Genomic DNA, 18,117 nt, shown 5'->3' on the forward strand with positions numbered 1-18,117 from the left:
TATCTTTTTTTATTATAATTTTTAAAATTAAGATTTACAATAATTATTGCTAAATTCAATACTTATAAAGATTAGAAATGAAAATATCTATGACATCAATATATATAATATAGATTTTAAATAATTGGCATAGAAAATGCTTTATATATGAATAAACATAATAATAAATACTTTTAATTGCGATTAAATATATTAAGGGGGATTTTCATATGAAGCTAGAGCTAGGGAATATATTTATAAAAAATGTTGAATTTGGAGAAAAGACAGAAGTAAAAAATGGAGTACTATATGTGAATAGTAAAGAAATAGAAAAGATAGCCTTAGAAGATGAAAGGATTGTAAGTGTAAATGTTGAACTTGCAAGACCTGATGAGTCAGTAAGAATAGCTCCAGTTAAAGATGTGATAGAACCTAGAGTTAAAATTGGAGATGACAGTAAAATATTTCCTGGAATTATAAACAAAGTAAAAACTGTAGGGAGTGGAAGAACGCATGTACTTTTAGGAGCCTGTGTTGTAACTTGTGGAAATATAGTTGGCTTTCAAGAAGGTGTAATTGATATGAGTGGGCCTACTGCTAAATATACACCTTTTTCAAAAACAAATAATGTATGTATTGTTATAAAGGCAAAAGATGGTATAGGTACTCATGATTATGAAGAAGCAGCTAGAATTGCTGGATTGAAAATAGGCGCATATATAGGTGAAGCAGGAAGAGAAGTTGAGCCAGATGAAATAATTGTATATGAGACAAAACCATTATTAAAACAAGTAAAAGAATATCCAAATCTACCAACAGTAGCATATGTTCATATGTTGCAATCACAAGGGCTTTTACACGATACCTATTATTATGGAGTAGATGCTAAACAAATAGTTCCTACTTTTATGTATCCAACTGAAATAATGGATGGAGCTATAATATCTGGAAACTGTGTAGCACCATGTGATAAGGTTACCACATTCCATCATTTAAATAATCCAGTTATACATGATTTATATAAAAGACATGGAAAAGATTTAAATTTTGTAGGTGTTATTTTGACCAATGAAAACGTATTCTTAGTTGATAAAGAGAGAAGTTCTGATATGGTAGCAAAATTAATAGAGTTTTTGGGTGTTGATGGAGTACTAGTTACAGAAGAAGGTTATGGAAATCCAGATACTGACTTAATGATGAACTGTAGAAAGTGTAGTGAAGTTGGAGCAAATGTGGTTTTGATAACAGATGAATTCCCTGGAAAAGATGGAAAGAGTCAGTCTATAGCAGATGCTACCAAAGAAGCAGATGCAGTTGTTTCTTGTGGTCAAGGAAACTTAGTGGTCCATTTTCCAGCAATGGAGAAAATTATAGGAACTTTAGAATATGTTGAAATGATGATTGGCGGGTATAAAGGATGCTTAAATGATGATGGAAGCATGGATGCAGAGTTACAAATAATAATAGCTTCAACTATAGCAAATGGTTATAATCATCTGACAGCAAGATATTATTAAATAAATGGTTGAATATAGAGTTTTGTTAGAGTAATCATTGGTCTAATTAATGTAATAACTATAAAGTGATTTGGAGGGTTAAGAGATGAGTAAAATCAGAGTGGTTCATTATATAAATAATTTCTTTGCTGGTATAGGAGGAGAAGAAAAAGCAGATATTCCGCCAGAGAAAAGGGATGGAGTAGTAGGACCTGGAATGGCATTTCAAAGTAAATTTGACGATGATGCAGAGATAATTTCAACTGTAATTTGTGGAGATACTTATTTTGGTGAAAATATTGAAAGTGCAACTCAAGAACTTTTAAAAATGATAAAAGACGAAAAACCAGATTTATTCATTGCAGGACCTGCATTTAATGCAGGTAGATATGGAGTAGCTTGTGGCGCTATTTGCAAAGCAGTTGAAGAGGAGTTAAATATTCCAGTAATTACAGGAATGTATAAAGAAAATCCTGGTGTAGATATGTTTAAGTTAGATTTACACATAATATCTACAGGAAATTCGGCAGCTAGTCTTAGAAAGGTAGTTCCAATAATGACAAAGCTAGGTCTTAAATTGGTTAGAGGAGAAGAAATAGGACCTCCTGAAGAAGAAGGATATATAATGAGAGGAATAAGAAAAAATTTCTTCCACGAACTCAGAGGTTCTGAAAGAGCCATTGATATGTTGGTTAAGAAGATGCAAGGAGAAAATTTTGAGACTGAGTATCCGATGCCCGAATTTGACAGAGTTACACCTATGAAACCTATTAAGGATTTATCTAAAATAAAACTTGCACTAGTAACTTCTGGAGGGATAGTTCCAACTGATAATCCAGATAAAATTGAGTCTTCAAGTGCTACTAAGTATGGAATTTATGATTTAACAGATATGAGTTCTATGTCAAATAAAGAATTTACAACTATACATGGAGGTTATGATAGAGCATATGTTCTTGAAAATTCTAATTTGGTTGTGCCATTAGATGTAGTTAGGGAGTTTGAAAAAGAAGGTGTAATTGGAGAATTAGCAAATTATTTTATCACTACCACAGGAACAGGAACAAGTGTTGGAAATTCTAAAAGATTTGGGGAATCACTTTCTAAGAAATTATTGGAAGATAATGTTGATGCTGTAATTTTAACATCTACATGAGGCACTTGTACTCGTTGTGGAGCAACGATGGTAAAAGAGATAGAAAGAGCTGGTATAGCAGTTGTTCATATTTGTACTGTTGTACCAATATCACTTACAATAGGAGCTAACAGAATTGTTCCAGCAGTAGGAATACCATACCCACTTGGAAATCCTAATTTAGGAGAAGAAGAAAGTAAAAAGATTAGAAAGAATATAGTTTTAAAAGCTCTAAATGCCCTAAAAGAGGATATAGAAACTCAAACAGTATTTGAATAATAAAAATATAACACAACACTTAGATTAAAAAGATATCATAAAATAGTTTTTGAAATTATTTTATGATATCTTTTTTATTATACAAATTGAAAATAGTAAAAATTATTTGTACTGCTTAAATTAAATTTATAAAATGATAAATTAATTTACTATAATCTTGATACACAAATTTAAATTAGATATACTATGAAAAGTGAGGTTATTACATTTCGGAACATCTATTCAACATATTAGAACAGATTAATTGAATAGAAAAAATTAACTTTATATAATAATTAGAATAATAACAAGAAAGAAGGTGTATATATTGATTTCAATTGCAATTTGTGATGATGAATTATATATGCTAAATCATCTAAAAGAAAATATACAATCATATATGAAGTAGAATAATCTATCATATAATATAGATATTTTTGATTAAAAAATAGCTACGCACACTTGTGACTTTAGTCGTGAGTTAGTCAATATAGTTTACTTATAAAAATAGTTTTTATTTTGTACTATTAAGGAATAATATCCATAGATATATTTATTTGTAATTAACATATCTATGGATATTTATATGTAGTTTTATAAGAGTATTATTTATAAGTCTGTATTAATAATTTTTATACTGATGTAGTATCAATTTAAGATTATCTATACACATAAAAAAAGAGATTTTAAAATCTCTTTTTTATTCTTATATATTAATTGTTTTTTAAATTTATATTCTTTGCATCGGATTTTCTAATAGCCAAATCAAATCCTCTAAATCTAATCACTATAGGGTCATTAAGAGGAGCTATCTTTTTAACTTCAACCTCAGTGCCATCTATTAATCCTAAAGCTAGAAGTCTCTTCATAAGTTTTTCATTACCAGCTATATTGTCTATAACTCCCTTTTGTCCAAGTTTCAAATTGTAAACAGTCATTATTAACACCTCCTAATGAAAATCATTATCAAATTCTATATTTATAATATATAACAAAAATAGCAAATTGTCAATATATAACAAAAAAATAAACATACTAACTTAGTATGTTTATGAAAAATAATATGCAGGGGATACTGATAGCATCTAGCAAAAATCCACTTACGAGTGGAACTACTAAAAATGCTTTTGGAGAATCACCATATTTTTGTGTCAAAGAGCTCATATTTGCTAAAGCATTTGGAGTAGCTCCTATCCCATGTCCAATCAAACCACTTATTATGATGGCAGAATCAAAGTCTTTTCCAAGAATTCTAAAGCAAATAAATACTGAAAATAGGATTATAAAAATTACTTGGCAAGTTACGATTAGGAGAATAGGAGGTAATAGTGTAGATAATTCAAATAAATCTATATTCATAAGAGATAAAGTCAAAAAAATTCCCAATGAAAGTTCTTTTAGAAAGTTTATAAGTTTAAAATTTAATTCCAATATATTTATCTTATCGTTTAAATTTCTAAAGATAACGGCTGAGAACATACAAGTTACAACAGAAGGTAGAAGAATATTAAACGTTATATAAAAGATTCTACTTATGATTTCTCCTGTATTTATACAAATAAATATGATAAGTACCTGTTCTAAAAATATAGTTGGAGTTATTGTTTGAGAAAAGTCATTGTTTTTTATTCTATTTTTGCTTCTAAAAAACTTATTACCTAGTCCATTTAATTTTCTGTTGTATTTAGAACTTGATAAATCTATATTTGTTGAGGGTTTTAATTTATATTTATTTATTAAAAATCTAGCTACAGGACATCCTAATATACCACCTATAATAAGCCCTATTGTTGCAGCAGACAGACCAACTCCAACTGCTCCATTTACACCAAGATTTTCTATTGTAAGTCCAAATGCGGCAGAATAACCATGACCACCTTCCATAGATACATTCCCACACATAAGTCCTAAAAGAGGTTCAAGTTTTATAATTTTTGATATTGTAATAGCTAGGATATTTTGACAAAATGCTAACACTCCACATAAAATCCAATATCTAAATAATACACTACCACCTTTTTTTATAAGGTTTATGCTTATTTCAAGTCCTATTGTTGTAAAAAAGAAGGTTATAAAATTTGGCATTAAATTTCCACTTACAGATATATCTGCTATATTAAAATATTTAAGAAACAAATTTAAAAAACAAAATAAAAGACCTCCTATTACTGGAGCAGGTATACAGAAATTATTTAAAAAGTTAATTCTATTCTTTAATAAATTACCAATTAAAAAAAATAACATAGATAGTGTCAGGGTTTGTACCATATCAAAAGTTAAGGTAAGCAAAATAAATCCTCCTTTGTAATTTGAAATATTTATTGTATAACTCAAATTCTTATGTATTAGTTTTTTTATTAAACGTATATTAATAAATGTATATTAAAAAAAATCAGTAGATATAATTAGATAATCATAAATTAAAATATTTTAAATAGATATAACTTTTTTAGCATGAAAAACCTTAGTATATTGATATAATAGAAATAAGATTTAAAAATATGTTGAGAATAGTATTTATAAGTATAGTAGGAGGATAAAATGTTTGAAAATTTACCTAAGATAGACTTACATTGCCATTTAGATGGAAGTGTCAGAGTAGAAACCATGTTTGATATATCTATTAAGGAGAAAATAGATTTACCTTCAAATAATATTGATGAAATAAAAAAACTAGCAAAAGTTTCTTCTAATTGTACCTCACTTGATGAATATCTAGAAAAATTTGATTTGCCTTTAAAAGTAATGCAATCTAGGGAAAATTTAAAAAGAATTGCTTTTGAACTTTTGGAAGATGCAGATAAAGAAAATGTAAAATACATTGAAATTAGATTTGCACCATTACTTCACACACAAAAAGGCATGAGTATTAAAAGCATAATAGAGAGTATAATCGAAGGAATTAGAGAAGCTGAAAGTATTTATGATATAAAAGGAAATTTAATATTAGGATGCATGAGAACAATGACTTCAAAAGAGGCATTATTAGTAATTGAAGAAGGAAAATCATTTGTAAATAAAGGTGTTGTCGCAGTAGACTTATGTGGACCAGAGAAAGAAGGCTTTTGCAAGGAATATGAGGATGCTTTTAAATTGGCAAGAAAATATGGATATAAAGTTACAGTACATGCAGGAGAAGCTGCAAGTGGAGAAAATGTTTTAGATGCTATAAATATTTTAAAAGCTGATAGAATTGGTCATGGTGTAAAAATTAATGAGCATAAAAAGGCGTATAATTTAGTTAAAGATAAAAAAGTATTACTTGAATTATGCCCAACTAGTAATGTACAAACTAAGACGGTAGATTCTTATGAGACACATCCATTTTATGATTTTTATAAAGATAATTTACATGTAAGTATAAACACCGATAACAGAACTGTATCAGATATAAGTTTAAATTCAGAATTAAATGTTATATTTAATACATTTAAATTAGGAGTAGAAGATTATAAAATAATGTATAGAAATACAGTAGAAGCCAGTTTTGCAGATAAAGAAACTAAAAAGTATTTAAATAGCTTAATTTAATAGATTAAGCTATTTGAACTTTAAATCTACTTAAATGAATCAATAAAAATATATTAGAGTAGGAGAAAAAACGTGAAAAGTTATGAAGATGTCTCTTATATTAAACTAGCTAAAAAAGAACTTGAAGAATGGAAGAGAAATATATTAAAGAAACCTTCTATATTCGATAAGGCATCAAAGGGTATACAAAATAAATTTAATGGAGTATTGCCAGATAAATACCATGAAGTCATAACTTCTTCAATAAAGGGAATGACAAAGACTGTATTGTTTGGGTACAAATATGCTACAAAATCACCAATCATAAATATGTCATTAGAAGAAAGAGAAAAATTAGTTTTAGAAAAAGCAAAAAATTACAAAACTACAGCAATGATTGAAGGAGCAGGGACAGGAGCAGGAGGAATTCTTCTAGGTCTTTCTGATTTTCCATTACTTCTAGGAATTAAAATAAAATTTTTATATGATGTTGCTTCAATATATGGATATGATGTTAAAGATTACAGAGAAAGAATTTATATATTAAGCATATTGCAATTGGCTTTCTCTAGCCAACAACATATAAATGAAACTTTTAAATTGATGAGTAACTGGGATGAGTATGTAAAGTGTTTACCAGAAGATATCAACGATTTTGATTGGAGGACATTTCAACAAGAATACAGAGATTATTTAGATTTAGCTAAGTTTTTGCAACTAATGCCTGGAATAGGAGCATTTGTAGGATTTTATGTAAATGGCAAATTAATTGATAAATTGCATGAAACTGCTGTATATGCTTATAGATTGAGGATTAGAGAACTTAATTTATAAGTACAACAATAGATAAAAAAGAGATAAAATTGATTATACAATATATCTATATATACTTGGATTTGCATTGATAAAAACGATTATGGATAAAAGGTAAAGCATGATAGAATCTAATGTAGAGACTTGTATTTTAATGGAAAAATTTAGTTTTTACTGTTAAAAATACAAGCTAAACTATGAAGAAAAGTAATTGGGAGGAATATTTTCATGACAAATTTGCCAAAACAATTTGATAGCTTTAATGAAGCTAGACAAAAGGGATTTATAAATGCAAAAGAACTTAAGGAAAGTGGGAAAAAGATGGTTGGAGTTTTCTGTACCTTCACTCCAGTTGAAATTCCAATGGCAGCTGGAGCAACTGTAGTAGGTGTATGTGGAGTTAGTGAAGAGCCAATACCAGATGCAGAAAGAGTACTTCCAAGAAATCTTTGTCCTTTAATAAAATCAAGTTATGGACATGCAATAACAGATACCTGTCCATATTTCTATTTTTCTGATTTGTTAATAGGAGAAACTACTTGTGATGGTAAGAAAAAGATGTATGAAGAACTTGCAAAAGTTAAACCAACTTATGTAATGCATCTACCAAATACCTCAAAAGGTGAATTTGCCTATAAGCTTTGGAAGGATGAAATGATAAGATTAAAAGATGAAGTTGAGAAATCTTTAGGTGTGACTATAACAGAAGATGATATAAGAGCTGCTATAAAAGACAAAAATGAAGAAAGAGAACTTTTAAAAGAATTTTATGCACTTGGTAAATTACAACCATCTGCACTTACAGGACTTGAGCTACATAATGTTTTATATCAAGCAGGTTTTAAATTTGACCGTACAGAACTTAAGCAATCTTTAAGAAAAGTTATAGATGATATGAAAGAAAGATATGAAAAAGGAGAATGTCCAGTTAAAAAAGACAAACCAAGAATATTGATAACAGGTTCTCCTATTGGTGGAATAAGCGAAAAAATAGTTAAGACTTTAGAAGATGCAGGAGCTTCAGTTGTAGCGTATGAACTTTGTGGAGCTATTAGATCAAACGATTTATTGGTTGATGAAGAAATAGAAGACGTATATGATGCTTTAACACAAAAGTATATAAACATAGGATGTTCTTGTATGATGAATAATGATAATCGTATTGAATTATTAGATAGAATAATAGATGAATATAATGTAGATGCTGTAATAGACGTAGTTTTACAAGCATGTCATACATTTAATATAGAAAGTTATAGAATAAAAGAGTTCGTTACAAAAGAAAAAAACAAGCCATTTATGTCTCTTGAGACTGATTATTCCAAATCAGATACTGAACAATTGAGAACTAGATTTGAAGCGTTTGTAGAGATGTTGTAGGAATACATAAAAATAGGAGGAATTATGTTTAGTATAGGAGTGGACTCAGGGTCAGTAGCAACAAAAGGTGTATTATTCGATGGTGAAAAAATTATTAAGAAGATAATTATACCAACTGGATGGAGCCCTAAAAGTACATCTAAACAGGTCTATGAGTTGTTAAGTAGTGAAATTGATAAAAAAGATATAAAAAAAGTAGTAGGTACAGGTTATGGAAGAGGAGTAATGGATTTTGCTGACAAGAAAGTAACAGAAATAACTTGTCATACTAGAGGTGTTTATTTTTTAAATAGGAATATAAGGACTATTTTAGATGTAGGTGGTCAAGACAGTAAAGTTATAAACTTAGATAGAGATGGAAATGTATTTAATTTTATAATGAATGATAAGTGTGCTGCAGGAACTGGTAGATTCTTAGAAATTACTTCTAATCTTTTGGGAAGCGATATAGAAAGCATTGATACATTAGCTCAAGGACATAATCCAGTTAATATATCTAGTATGTGTACAGTTTTTGCTGAGTCTGAAATTGTAAGTCTCTTGGCTCAAAATATTTCTACTGGAGAGGTAGCAGCAGGGATACTTAAATCTATTGCAAATAAATCTACTTCAATGCTTGCAAGAGGTGAGATAATAGACGAAGTTGCATTTACTGGAGGACTTGCAAAGAGTAAAGAATTAGTAAAAATGATAGAAGAAATATTAGATAAAAAAATTTTTATTGCAGAAGATACTCAGATAATGGGAGCCTTAGGGGCTGCTGTAATAGGATTTAGATAAAATATATTAAAAATAAAACAAAAACTGGATTTATTTGGTATAAATTCAGTTTTTTATTTTATTTTGTTTATTTCCAAAGGAGAACTTTGGTATAATTGATTTAAATGATTATATATTTATAAATAATTTATATTTAGTCATACATAACATTAAAGTTTTTAAAATTAACTCGAAGTAAGGGGGAGAAAGCGTGAAAAAATTTGCTTCAAAAAAAGCAGCAAGATTTGTTGCACTATTTTTAATATCTATTTTAGTAATGTCAACAATTCCTGTATCAGCTGACAGTAGTAATACATTGAATCAGATAAAAAAAGCAGAATACAGTGAAACCTATAAACAATATCTAAAAGATGCTAAAAATGGACGTACAGAAAAATATAATGGTATTATACCAAACCCATATCAACTGGAAGGTACTCAAATCCGAAGTAAAGGAAGAACAGCTCCAGCATCTTATGACCCTAGAAAATTAGGGCTTATGACATCAGTAAAAAATCAAGAGAATCTAGGAATATGTTGGGATTTCGCTGCAATGGCAACTTTAGAGAGTTTCTTGAAGTTAAATAACTATGGAGATTACGATTTATCAGAAGAACACCTAAGATGGTGGGCTTCAGAGGGTGAATATGGATGGACTGTAAATGATATGGATGGTGCTTTAAATTATGAAGCTATGGGGTATTTAACATCTTGGTCAGGTCCTAAATTGGAAAAAGACATTCCATACAATGGTAAAGTGTCTAAAGCACAAGGAGCCACAAAACCAACTAATATGAATACAGCACCAACTGTTTTTAATGTGACAGATGCCGTGTGTGTAAGTAATGATATGAATTCTACAAAAAATGCTATATTACAGTATGGAGCAGTAACATCTGGTTACTATGAAGATATTAAATATCAAAGTGAAAATCAAAATTCATATTATTGCCCAACGAAAAGCTTTAATACTAATCATGCTATTTCAATTGTAGGTTGGGATGATAACTATTCTAAAGACAATTTTAATGCAAACATTAAACCCTCAAAAAATGGTGCTTGGCTAATAAAAAATAGTTGGGGAGATTACAATTCTGAGGATGGATATTTCTGGATATCTTATGAAGATAAAACACTTATGTCTGATATAGACAACTTTTCAATCAAAGGTGGTCAAAAACCAAATGATGATGAGAAAATGTATCAACATGACTATGCAAGTATTGTTCCTTTAATTTCAAATAAGATAACAGCTGCAAATGTATTTGATTTTAATAGAGGTGATGAAACTCTAAAATCTGTAATGTTTCTAACTGAAAGTATAGGCGCAAAATATGAAGTATATTATGCTCCAGTAGTAAATGGTATACCTCAAGAAAATAATATGAAAAAATTAAAAGAAGGTACTGCCCAATATTCAGGATACATAACAGTTCCAATTGATTCTTTTGATATACCAGCAGGAAAGGGAGCAATTGTAGTTAGCATAGAGGCAAAAAATGGAGAGTCAACTATAGGTTCTGAATCAAATGTACCAGGATATGATACATTTAAAGCAAAAGCTAATTTAGGTGAAAGTTATGTTATAGATAGTAGTGGAAAATTCTTTGATATAAATAGAGATAGCAACTTCTATCCATGTAATTTTACTATAAAAGCTGTTACAGAAAAGTCTTCTGGCGAGAGTATACCAAATGAGTCTTTAATTGGTAGTGATAGATATGAAACTGCCATCAAAGTTAGTCAAAATGGTTTCAATTCTTCAGAAAATGTGGTTTTAGTAAATGGAGGTTCAATAGTGGATGCATTGGCAGCAACTCCTTTTACATCTGCTATCAATTCACCAATACTATTAACACAAAAAGAAGCTTTGAATTCAAAGACTAAGGCTGAGATACAAAGATTAGGTGTTAAGAAAGTATACTTAATAGGTGGAGAAAATTCTATAAGTAAAGAAACTGAACAGCAATTGAAAAATTTAAATATATCAACAGAGAGAATATCAGGAAGTGATAGATACAAGACAAGCTTATTATTAGCTCAAAAATTAAATAGTATAAAAAGTGTTTCTCAAATAGCAGTTGTAAATGGAGTAAAGGGATTAGCTGATGCCATTAGTGTAGGTGCTGCTGCTGCAGAAAACAATATACCAATTATACTTGCAAATGAAAAAAGCGAATTGCAGGGAGCAGATGAATTTTTAAATTCATTAAATATAGATAAATCTTATATTATTGGAGGAACAGTATCTTTATCAAGCAATCTAGAGAGTAAATTGAAAAATCCAACTAGATTATCTGGTAGTAGTAGAGATGAAACTAATTCAAAAATAATAGATAATTTTTATAAAAAAGATACTTTAAAAAATGCATTTGTAGTTAAAAATGGAATTAAGAGCCAAAATGATTTAATAGATGGTTTGGCAGTTGGTCCTCTAGGAGCTAAAACTGGTTCACCAGTAATTTTAGTTGGTGATAAATTAGCTGACAGCCAAAAAGAAGTTCTTAAAAATAAGACTTTAGAAAAAGTAACTCAAGTTGGTGGTGGAGCAAATCAAAATGCATTTAAAGAGCTAGTAAAATTAAAGAGTGCTAAATAAGATACTTAAATATTAATATGTATTAGTAATTTTTATTAACAAGAGCTGAAAATAATTATTTTAAATTATTGATGAATAAAAGAATCAATAATTAGAAAATTTTATTTTCAGCTTTAAATTTGTACATTATATGTTTAAAGCACAAATAAAAAGGGTTATTTTATACAGAAAATCTTACATTTTATATATAAATAACCCATATACAATTAACTTTTTATAGTGTTCTAATAGATATTATTGAGCTTAATGGTAAATATAATGTGTAAGTTTCATTTAAAGTTGGATTAGATTCGTCTATATATCTTGAGCAAAGTGTAATTGATAAGCTGTCTGCTTCTATAATTTCACCATATAGAGGACAACTGCTAAAATAAGAATGTACTTCAACATATTTATTTAAGTTTTCTTGAACATAATCTTGAAAACGGTTCTTTGTAGTAGTAGTCATGAAATCAACTCCTTTATTTTTTATTAAAAATGAAATTTTTAAAAAGATGAATATGATTACTTCTATTAGAAACTAAGTTAAAAAATAAGCAAATAGATATGAAAATTAGAATAATATATTATTTATACTTATATTATAACACTATATAATAAAAAAGGCTATAAAAAATTCAGAATCTTCGAAGATTTTCAAGTATATCAATAAAGCTATTGACAGGTAATAAAAAAAGTACTATATTGACTGTATAAAGTATTTTAGTCAAAATGGAGGAGAAAAGATGCCTAAATCATATTCTGATAAAGAAAGAGAGTATATAATAAAAAGGCTTAAAGAAGAAGCACGTTTATGTATGGAGCAATATGGTATCAGAAAGACTACTGTTGATGAGCTTGTAAGACGAGTAAAAATTCCAAAAGGAACTTTTTATTTATTTTTTCAATCAAAAGAATTGCTCTTTTTTGAGGTACTTAGAGATATACATGATTCTATACAGAAACAGATTGTGTACGAAATAGAGAGAATAGATGAAAACATTACATGTGAGCAATTGACAGACATATTTATGAAATTTTATAGACTGGTAGATAGAACTACAATTTTAAATATTATGGTAAATGGAGAACTTGAAATATTAATGCGAAAGTTACCAGATTCTATAATAGAAGAACATTTCAAACACGATGATTTTGAGCTTGGAGAGATTATATCTTATATACCAAATTCAAAAAATAAAGATATAGAAAGCTTTAGTGGAGCTTTTAGGGCAGTTTTTCTTACTATGTTATATAAACGAGAAGTTGGAAGTGATTGTTTTGAAGATGCTCTAAGATTGATGATACATGGGTTAGTTATACAACTTATGGAGTAGAGTTTAACTTTTGTTTGCTAATTATTTTTGTAAAGAATAATTAGCAAACAAAAAAATTGTATTTTATTGACCATATAATTAAAATAGTCAAAAAGTAGAAAGGATGATATAAAATGATTAAAGTTGATAATTTATCATTTAGTTATACAGATAGAGATTTTTTACAAAATATTAATTTCAAAGTAGGAAAAGGAGAAATACTAGGATTCTTAGGTCCATCTGGGTCAGGAAAATCAACATTACAAAAGATTCTAATTGGTATGATAACTAATTACAAGGGGAGTGTACTTGTTAATGGAATAGAAAGTAAAAAATGTTCAAATAAATTTTATGAAAACATAGGTGTTGATTTTGAATTTCCAAGTTTGTATGAAAAATTGACTGCAATAGAAAATCTAAAATATTTTGGTTCTTTATATTCAAAAAAATTACTATCTATTGATGAGTTATTAAAATCAGTAGGTTTAGAAAATGAAGCAAATAAAAAGATATCTGAGTATTCAAAAGGCATGAAATCTAGACTAAATTTTATAAAAGCTTTATTACATAATCCAGATATTTTATTTTTAGATGAACCAACAAGTGGTCTTGACCCATCAAATAGTAAAGTTATGAAAGATATAATTTTATCAGAAAAATCTAAGGGTAAAACCATTATCTTAACAACTCATAACATGTTAGATGCAACGGAGCTTTGTGATAGGGTAGCTTTTATTGTAAATGGAAGAATATCTGCACTAGATACACCACATAATCTTATTATGTCAAAAGGAGCTATAAAAATAAAATATACTTATTTTGATAATGGAGAAAAAACTTCTGAATGTTTTCTAAATAATACTAGTAATGATAAAAAGTTGAATATGCTTATTGAAAAAAATAAACTTTTATCAATACATAGTAGTGAACCAACATTAAATGATATTTTTATTGATATAACAGGGAGGAATTTACAATGAGACTAAAAAATCTTATCTTAGGAGATGTAAAGTTTCAATTTAAATATGGTTTTTATTTTTTATACATCATTTTAAGTCTTATATATATCTGTGTTATCAATGTATTTCCTACTTTTATGAGAGAAAAAATAGCTATAATTATGATTTATTCTGACCCAGCAGCAATGGGATTGTTTTTTATGGGAGCTATTGTACTCCTTGAGAAAAGTCAACGCGTTTTAAATTCTTTGGCTGTATCTCCAGTAAAAGTGTCAGAATATATTTTATCAAAGGTGATTTCACTAGGAATAATATCTAGTATTGTAGCTATGTTTATTGCTATATCAGTAAATTTAGATAATATTATAATATCGATTATAGGAACTTTTTTTTCTTCCGTTATATTTTCTTTGATTGGATTAATCGTTGCTAGTAAAGCATCTAGCTTAAATAAGTTTATTGTTTTAACTATTCCTATTGAGATTATATGTTTTATTCCACCAATACTAAATGTACTTATTGATACAAAAACATATGTAGATTTCTATCCTTTTAATATATGTATTTCTCTTATTAGTGGGGATAAAAGTTTTATAATAATTAACATTTTTATTTTAATATTAATGCTAATAATAACTTATTTTGTAACTTATTATTTTGTTCGCAGTAGTTGGAAAAAGGTAGGTGGAGTAAAATTATGACAAAAATTATGAATGCTTTCAAACAAGAGTTTGAGCAAATTAAAAGAGATGCTATGCTTTTTGTGGTATGTGTTTCTCCAATACTATGTGTAGCGCTTATAAGTTTCGGAATACCATTAATACAGGATATATTGTTTGATAAATTTTATTATCAATTAAATTTGAAGCCATATTTCTTAATGTTTGATTTACTTATGGGTTTTATTACACCATTTATGTTCTCTTTTGCTTCTATAATGGTCATACTAGGAGAAATTGATGACAATATTTCAAGGTATTTAATAGTAACTCCACTTGGTAAAACTGGTTATCTTATTTCACGACTTGGAATACCAGCTATTTTAGCATTTATTATTACAGTAGTTTTACTAATGTTTTTTTCTTTAACTAAAATTTCTTTCTTGTCAAACTTATCAATTTCTTTAATATCTTTATTACAAGGAATCATCATATCAATGTTGGTGATTTCTTTATCTTCAAATAAATTGGAAGGAATGGCTATTACTAAATTATCAGGTGTTTTTATAATGGGTATTTTAGCACCATTTTTTATTTTAAATAGAGTTCAATATATTCTATTTTTCTTGCCAACATTTTGGTTGTCAAAAGCGTTTAAAGAGAATAATTATATATATGTGTTTATTTCAATTTTTATATCATTAGTATGGATTTTTCTGCTATTTAAAAAATTTAGTAAAAAAATAATTAAATAAGACAATTTATTGAATGAATGTAAGGTTAACTTGACAGTGAGATTAAAAAATGTTACATTTGAAATGTAAGGTTAACATTACATGAATGGAGTATGTATGAAAAATAAAATAAAGATATTAAGAGAAAGATTAGGTTTAACACAAGAGCAACTAGGTATATTAGTTGGAACATCTAGGCAGGCGATAAATGCTATAGAAACTGGTAAAAACGAACCTTCAATATGGTTGGCATATGATATTTCAAACGTTTTTAATGAGCCAATTGAAAGTGTATTTTTATTTGAAGAAAGTGAAAGAAAATCAAGGGCACAGATAAGTAGGGGGGAACATTATGGCTCTAAGAGAGATTAGAACTTTTGATGATGAAATTTTAAGAAAAAAGAGTAAGTATGTAGAAAATGTAGATAATAAAATAAGAGAGATATTAAATGACATGGCAGAGACTATGTATAACACACCAAATGGTGGAGGATTAGCTGGATGCCAAGTAGGAGTATTAAAACGACTAGTTGTTATAGATTTAGGAGATGGTCTTATTAAGCTTGTTAATCCGGAAATTGTTAAAGAAGAAGGAGAACAAATTGTTGTTGAAGGGTGTTTAAGTTTTCCTGAAATATGGGGAAAATTAAAAAGACCCAAAAAAGTTATAGTACAAGCTTTAAACGAGTATGGAGAAAAAATAGAAATTAAAGGTTCAGGTTTCATGGCAAAATGCCTTTGTCATGAGATAGACCATTTAAATGGTATAGTTTTTACAGATAAAATTATTGAACGTGTAAAATTATAATATAGGTTTAGGATTAAACTTAGAAAATATTTTATAGTAAGGAGTTAAATTATGAGATTATGGCATAAGGATTTAATTGATGTATTACCTAAAAATCAATTAGTAAGTCAATGGAGAGAACTACTTGCTATAAAAGGTTCTATAGATAAAAAAGGTACACCAAATCATCTATTAGTTAATAAGGTGTTGAATTATAGTATAGATGAATTTAAGTTTTATACAAAAGTTATACATGATGAAATGTTAAAGAGAAATTATAAACCTAATGAACTTAAATATATTAGCATATTAAAATGGGAAAATAACAATTTTTCAAATGATGTATCTAAGGTACATAGTTTAAATTTAGAAAATCTATATAATTCTTGGCATAATAAAATATATTTAAAACAGTGTTTATATAATTTAGAAGAAAAAGCAACCTGTGGAGGAATACCAATGAATGAATGGAATATATTACTTTATAAATACGGTGAAGATTATAAACTATGGTCTGGAAATTACCTACCTTAATTATTGTGATATTATTGTATATAAAGAGGTGATTATTTGTATAACAAGGTGAAATATATTCCAATAAATTGTGAAATAGCTTGTAATAAATTAAAAAGAAGTATGCCCTATAAATGGGATTTAAATATTTATCGAGGATGTGAGCATGGATGTAAATACTGTTATGCTATTTATTCTCATAAATATATTAATTCTAATAATTACTTTGAAGAGATTTATGTGAAAACGAATATAGTAGAAAAACTTGAGAAACAACTTAGAAGCAGTAAGTGGAATAGAGAAGTAATTAATATAGGTGGTGTTACAGATAGTTATCAACCAATAGAAGAAGATTATAAAATTATGCCAGAAATATTAAATCTATTAATAAAGTATAAGACACCAGCTATTATTTCAACAAAATCGGATTTAATCTTGAGAGATTATGATTTGATTGATAAATTGTCTAGGATTACATACATAAATATAGCATCTACAATCACAACCGTAAATAAAGATATACAAAAACTTATAGAGCCAAATGGTGTAGATTCAATGAGACGATTTAATATGTTAAAAGAGTTTAGAAAAACTAACGCATCAATTGGATTGCATATTATGCCAATTATACCGTATATTACAGATGATTTTGATAATATAAATTCTTTATTTACACATGCAAAAGAATGTAATGTACATTACGTTTTGCCTGGTACCTTGTACTTAAGAGGTCTAACTAGAGGTATCTTTTTTGATTTTGTTAAAAAAGAGTTTCCTGAATTATTTAATAAATTATCAACACTATATAGTACGGGGTCAGCTAATAGAGAGTATAAAAATCAACTGTATAAAATGGTCAATGAACTTAGAAACAAGTATTCTTTATCAAGCAGTTATTCTAAGGTAATGAATGAAAAATTAAAAAACTCACGAGATGTACAGTTATCTTTTTTTGATTAATTTTAGATATAAAAAATATTTTTAGTGAAATGATTGTAAACTATTTAAATTAAATTTTATTGACATATATAAATATTAAATATATAATTAATTCATAAAATAAAAATATGAAAGGATGATGTTGTTCGGAGATACTTGATATTATAAAATCGTTGATATAAGTATTTCTGGAAAAGAGTGAATAAAATCAAATTTAATAAGCAAACAAAGTGAAACTACAGTTTTATTGTTGTGCTTAAAAATATTTGGTTCTATTTTACTCTTATTTAAACTCATCTTTT

At 27.7% G+C, this 18,117-nt stretch carries 18 protein-coding genes; 15 read left to right on the top strand and 3 right to left on the bottom strand.

The window, feature by feature from the left end:
• Positions 1 to 209: 209 nt before the first annotated feature.
• Both grdG and grdF read left to right on the top strand, forming a co-directional pair.
• On the top strand, positions 210 to 1,496 hold the full coding sequence (gene grdG / locus ACTG48_RS09340; RefSeq protein ID WP_479918668.1) for a sarcosine reductase complex component B subunit alpha: 1,287 nt from the start codon (positions 210 to 212) through the stop codon (positions 1,494 to 1,496).
• An 85-nt stretch (positions 1,497 to 1,581) separates the two neighbouring features.
• Positions 1,582 to 2,889: a sarcosine reductase complex component B subunit beta gene (gene grdF / locus ACTG48_RS09345; RefSeq protein WP_479918669.1), complete on the top strand. Its 1,308-nt coding sequence runs from the start codon at positions 1,582 to 1,584 to the stop codon at positions 2,887 to 2,889.
• A 692-nt stretch (positions 2,890 to 3,581) separates the two neighbouring features.
• Here grdF and ACTG48_RS09350 read toward each other — a convergent pair.
• Positions 3,582 to 3,806, bottom strand: coding sequence for a FeoA family protein (locus tag ACTG48_RS09350; protein WP_021384566.1), 225 nt, complete (start codon positions 3,804 to 3,806; stop codon positions 3,582 to 3,584).
• A 97-nt stretch (positions 3,807 to 3,903) separates the two neighbouring features.
• Positions 3,904 to 5,157, bottom strand: coding sequence for a sodium/glutamate symporter (locus ACTG48_RS09355; RefSeq protein ID WP_021384560.1), 1,254 nt, complete (start codon positions 5,155 to 5,157; stop codon positions 3,904 to 3,906).
• A gap of 252 nt (positions 5,158 to 5,409) precedes the next feature.
• Here ACTG48_RS09355 and add point away from each other — a divergent pair, with 252 nt between their 5' ends.
• The 5 genes from add (at position 5,410) to ACTG48_RS09380 (ending at position 11,929) form a co-directional block, all read left to right on the top strand.
• A complete protein-coding gene (add, locus tag ACTG48_RS09360) occupies positions 5,410 to 6,399 on the top strand; it encodes an adenosine deaminase (RefSeq protein WP_479918670.1) in 990 nt (329 codons plus the stop codon).
• Between the two features lie 72 nt (positions 6,400 to 6,471).
• Complete coding sequence (locus tag ACTG48_RS09365) at positions 6,472 to 7,212, top strand: EcsC family protein (protein WP_021384533.1); 741 nt, start codon at positions 6,472 to 6,474, stop codon at positions 7,210 to 7,212.
• Positions 7,213 to 7,419: 207 nt separating this feature from the next.
• Positions 7,420 to 8,571 (top strand): double-cubane-cluster-containing anaerobic reductase, encoded by a 1,152-nt coding sequence (locus tag ACTG48_RS09370; protein ID WP_021384521.1) that lies wholly within the window; start codon positions 7,420 to 7,422, stop codon positions 8,569 to 8,571.
• Between the two features lie 24 nt (positions 8,572 to 8,595).
• Positions 8,596 to 9,351 carry an acyl-CoA dehydratase activase gene (locus tag ACTG48_RS09375; protein WP_021384549.1) on the top strand — a complete coding sequence of 252 codons (756 nt, stop codon included), beginning with the start codon at positions 8,596 to 8,598 and terminating at the stop codon, positions 9,349 to 9,351.
• Between the two features lie 190 nt (positions 9,352 to 9,541).
• Positions 9,542 to 11,929, top strand: a complete 2,388-nt coding sequence (locus ACTG48_RS09380; protein ID WP_479918671.1) for a cell wall-binding cysteine protease Cwp13 — start codon at positions 9,542 to 9,544, stop codon at positions 11,927 to 11,929.
• A gap of 214 nt (positions 11,930 to 12,143) precedes the next feature.
• Here the strand turns inward: ACTG48_RS09380 and ACTG48_RS09385 are convergent, their stop codons facing one another.
• A complete protein-coding gene (locus ACTG48_RS09385) occupies positions 12,144 to 12,377 on the bottom strand; it encodes a hypothetical protein (RefSeq protein ID WP_021384535.1) in 234 nt (77 codons plus the stop codon).
• 277 nt (positions 12,378 to 12,654) lie between these two features.
• Here ACTG48_RS09385 and ACTG48_RS09390 point away from each other — a divergent pair, with 277 nt between their 5' ends.
• From ACTG48_RS09390 to ACTG48_RS09425, 8 genes are all read left to right on the top strand, one after another.
• Positions 12,655 to 13,245 carry a TetR/AcrR family transcriptional regulator gene (locus tag ACTG48_RS09390; protein WP_479918672.1) on the top strand — a complete coding sequence of 197 codons (591 nt, stop codon included), beginning with the start codon at positions 12,655 to 12,657 and terminating at the stop codon, positions 13,243 to 13,245.
• A gap of 113 nt (positions 13,246 to 13,358) precedes the next feature.
• On the top strand, positions 13,359 to 14,204 hold the full coding sequence (locus ACTG48_RS09395; protein ID WP_021384544.1) for an ABC transporter ATP-binding protein: 846 nt from the start codon (positions 13,359 to 13,361) through the stop codon (positions 14,202 to 14,204).
• On the top strand, positions 14,201 to 14,884 hold the full coding sequence (locus ACTG48_RS09400) for a fluoroquinolone export ABC transporter permease subunit (RefSeq protein WP_021384546.1): 684 nt from the start codon (positions 14,201 to 14,203) through the stop codon (positions 14,882 to 14,884). The genes ACTG48_RS09395 and ACTG48_RS09400 overlap by 4 nt, the downstream gene beginning before the upstream one ends.
• Positions 14,881 to 15,597, top strand: a complete 717-nt coding sequence (locus ACTG48_RS09405) for an ABC transporter permease (RefSeq protein ID WP_021384553.1) — start codon at positions 14,881 to 14,883, stop codon at positions 15,595 to 15,597. The genes ACTG48_RS09400 and ACTG48_RS09405 overlap by 4 nt, the downstream gene beginning before the upstream one ends.
• A 96-nt stretch (positions 15,598 to 15,693) precedes the next feature.
• Entirely contained in the window at positions 15,694 to 15,948 is a 255-nt protein-coding gene (locus ACTG48_RS09410) for a helix-turn-helix transcriptional regulator (protein ID WP_021384505.1), read from the top strand.
• Entirely contained in the window at positions 15,929 to 16,384 is a 456-nt protein-coding gene (gene def, locus ACTG48_RS09415) for a peptide deformylase (RefSeq protein ID WP_021384513.1), read from the top strand. Before ACTG48_RS09410 ends, def begins: the two co-directional genes overlap by 20 nt.
• 51 nt (positions 16,385 to 16,435) lie before the next feature.
• On the top strand, positions 16,436 to 16,897 hold the full coding sequence (locus tag ACTG48_RS09420) for a pyrimidine dimer DNA glycosylase/endonuclease V (RefSeq protein WP_021384510.1): 462 nt from the start codon (positions 16,436 to 16,438) through the stop codon (positions 16,895 to 16,897).
• 36 nt (positions 16,898 to 16,933) lie between these two features.
• The gene (locus tag ACTG48_RS09425; protein WP_021384524.1) at positions 16,934 to 17,836 is read left to right on the top strand and encodes an SPL family radical SAM protein; all 903 of its coding nucleotides are present in this window, start codon (positions 16,934 to 16,936) and stop codon (positions 17,834 to 17,836) included.
• Positions 17,837 to 18,117 lie beyond the last annotated feature (281 nt).

The sequence above is a fragment of the Clostridioides sp. LIBA-6822 genome, assembly GCF_056688955.1.

What these genes read in the sequence shown, in the direction of transcription:
- grdG (WP_479918668.1), top strand. Translation starts at nt 210, where the DNA reads ATGAAGCTAGAGCTAGGGAATATATTTATAAAAAATGTTGAATTTGGA.
- ACTG48_RS09350 (WP_021384566.1), bottom strand. Translation starts at nt 3,806, where the DNA reads ATGACTGTTTACAATTTGAAACTTGGACAAAAGGGAGTTATAGACAAT.
- add (WP_479918670.1), top strand. Translation starts at nt 5,410, where the DNA reads ATGTTTGAAAATTTACCTAAGATAGACTTACATTGCCATTTAGATGGA.
- ACTG48_RS09370 (WP_021384521.1), top strand. Translation starts at nt 7,420, where the DNA reads ATGACAAATTTGCCAAAACAATTTGATAGCTTTAATGAAGCTAGACAA.
- ACTG48_RS09375 (WP_021384549.1), top strand. Translation starts at nt 8,596, where the DNA reads ATGTTTAGTATAGGAGTGGACTCAGGGTCAGTAGCAACAAAAGGTGTA.
- ACTG48_RS09385 (WP_021384535.1), bottom strand. Translation starts at nt 12,377, where the DNA reads ATGACTACTACTACAAAGAACCGTTTTCAAGATTATGTTCAAGAAAAC.
- ACTG48_RS09390 (WP_479918672.1), top strand. Translation starts at nt 12,655, where the DNA reads ATGCCTAAATCATATTCTGATAAAGAAAGAGAGTATATAATAAAAAGG.
- ACTG48_RS09395 (WP_021384544.1), top strand. Translation starts at nt 13,359, where the DNA reads ATGATTAAAGTTGATAATTTATCATTTAGTTATACAGATAGAGATTTT.
- ACTG48_RS09400 (WP_021384546.1), top strand. Translation starts at nt 14,201, where the DNA reads ATGAGACTAAAAAATCTTATCTTAGGAGATGTAAAGTTTCAATTTAAA.
- ACTG48_RS09405 (WP_021384553.1), top strand. Translation starts at nt 14,881, where the DNA reads ATGACAAAAATTATGAATGCTTTCAAACAAGAGTTTGAGCAAATTAAA.
- ACTG48_RS09410 (WP_021384505.1), top strand. Translation starts at nt 15,694, where the DNA reads ATGAAAAATAAAATAAAGATATTAAGAGAAAGATTAGGTTTAACACAA.
- def (WP_021384513.1), top strand. Translation starts at nt 15,929, where the DNA reads ATGGCTCTAAGAGAGATTAGAACTTTTGATGATGAAATTTTAAGAAAA.
- ACTG48_RS09420 (WP_021384510.1), top strand. Translation starts at nt 16,436, where the DNA reads ATGAGATTATGGCATAAGGATTTAATTGATGTATTACCTAAAAATCAA.